Raw genomic sequence first — 1,969 nt, 5'->3', positions numbered from 1 at the left:
GCCTCGACCGATGCGGATGTCCGGCCACGGCTGCGGCGGCTGGGCCGGGAACAGGCCGGCCGGTTTGCCTGGCCCGAGGTTGCGCGGCGTGTGCAAGCCCTCTATAATGATCCCAGCATAAGGCCGGTATAATGGTTTCCAAGTCGCGTTGCCGTCTGTTCGGTCTCGACATCGACAACTTGTCGATGGGCGAGACCCTTACGGCCGTCGAGCGGCTCGTCCGGACCGGCCGGCCGGGCCTGGTCGTCACTCCCAATGCCCAGCATATCTCCGTCCTGCGGAGGGATGCGGAATTTCGGGCGGCTTATGCCGGAGCGGACGTCATTGTCGCCGATGGCCTCCCCCTCATCTGGCTGTCGCGCCTGATCCGCTGTCCTCTGAAGGAGCGGGTTGCGGGGGCCGATATCCTGCCCGCCTTTGCCGCCGTCGCGGCCCGGAAGGGCTACCGTCTGGCTTTCCTCGGTGCCGCGCCCGGGATTGCCGCCCGGGCGGCCGAAATCCTGGCCGTAAAAAACCCGGGCTTGCGTGTCGTGATGACGCTTTCGCCGCCAGTCGGCTTCCACGATGATCCGGTGGCCAACGCATCGGTCGTCGCGGCGATCAAGAAGGCTGGCCCGGACGTCCTATTTGTCGGACTGGGAACGCCCAAGGGAGAGGTCTGGGCCTGGAAGAATAAGGCTGCGGCCGGAGTTCCGGCTACGGTATGCGTCGGGGCCGCTTTCGACTTCATCACGGGCGTTCAGAAGCGGGCTCCCTTGGCCATGCAGCAGGCCGGGTTGGAATGGATCTACCGGCTCTTTCGCGATCCTTATAGGCTGTGGAAGCGGTATACGCTCGGCAACATTCATTTTCTGTATCTGGGAGCATTGGAAGCCGCGCTTTCCGTTCTAAGGAGGTCAGCGCGCTCTCGCATCGATAAAGGTCGGGATTGAACCGCCGAGCCGCATGGACGGGGCTTGATGGCCCTCAGTTTCTCTTAGCGGCCACGGTCGTCGGCCTTCTCATTCGCTTGCTGAATCTCGGCGGGAAAAGCCTCTGGCTCGATGAGGCGTTCAATATCGCCGTCGTCAAAACGGGGCTCAAGGCCCTTTGGACACAGACGTTCGAGACCCATCATCCGCCGCTGCACTTCATCCTGCAGAAGCTCTGGATGCAAGGCGGCGAGGGAGAATTCTGGCTCCGCCTCCTGCCGGCGCTATGCGGGGCGGCGGCCGTCCCCCTGGTCTATTTCTTCGGCAAGAAGGTGGCCGGAAAGAACGCCTCGCTGACGGCCGCGGGTCTTGTCGCCTTGTCCCCCTTATTGGTCTGGTACTCGCAAGACTTTCGCCCTTACAGCTTCGTCGTCGCCCTCGGCTTGGCGGCCATGACGGCGGCGGTGTATCTGTTCCTGAAGCCGGGTCTGCTTACGGGCATCGTCTTTGCGGTCGGCATGGTCGCGGCCTTCTACACCCATTATGCGCTGCTTTCCCTCATCCCGCTTCAAATACTGCTTATCGTCTTCCTGAAAACACGGGGGAAGATCGAAGCGCACGGCATTTCCTATTGGCTTTTCGGCTTGGCTGCGGCGGGCATCGCGTTTTTCCCTTGGTTGAAAACGCCGGCGGCGAGGGCTTTCTTCAGCGTCCTTAAAACCGGTTCCTATCCCGGGCAAATGCTGACCAAGGGGCTTGGCATCGGAACCACGACCCTGGTTTTGCTCATGATCGCGGCAGGCTATCTGGTTTTGGTTGCCGGAATTCATGTGATTCGATGGTCCGCTGAAAAAAGAAAAATCGGAAGACAAGCGAAGCGTGAGGGCGCTGGAGCCAACGTGACTTTGGGGGTCCTGTGGCTTGTTTTCCTGGGCTTGTCGGTGATGCCGCGGGGCTACTCGATTAAAAAGCAAATCGCCCTCTTCGTGCCGTATGGCATGCTCTTGATAGGCTGCGGCTGGCCATGGGAGCGAACGAATCGGAAGAAGATCGCAGCC

At 61.2% G+C, this 1,969-nt stretch carries 2 protein-coding genes; both read left to right on the top strand.

The features are described from left to right. The first annotated feature begins 131 nt into the window (after positions 1–131). Positions 132–932 (top strand): WecB/TagA/CpsF family glycosyltransferase, encoded by an 801-nt coding sequence (locus NTZ26_15625; protein ID MCX6561924.1) that lies wholly within the window; start codon positions 132–134, stop codon positions 930–932. Next, positions 929–1,969, top strand: a 1,041-nt coding sequence (locus NTZ26_15620) for a glycosyltransferase family 39 protein (protein MCX6561923.1), incomplete at its 3' end; no start/stop codon positions are given. The genes NTZ26_15625 and NTZ26_15620, both read left to right, overlap by 4 nt.

This window comes from Candidatus Aminicenantes bacterium, from assembly GCA_026393855.1.
Lineage (GTDB): Bacteria > Acidobacteriota > Aminicenantia > Aminicenantales > UBA4085 > UBA4085.
This window is presented reverse-complemented; position numbering and strand designations above follow the sequence as displayed.

What these genes read in the sequence shown, in the direction of transcription:
- NTZ26_15625 (MCX6561924.1), top strand. Translation starts at nt 132, where the DNA reads ATGGTTTCCAAGTCGCGTTGCCGTCTGTTCGGTCTCGACATCGACAAC.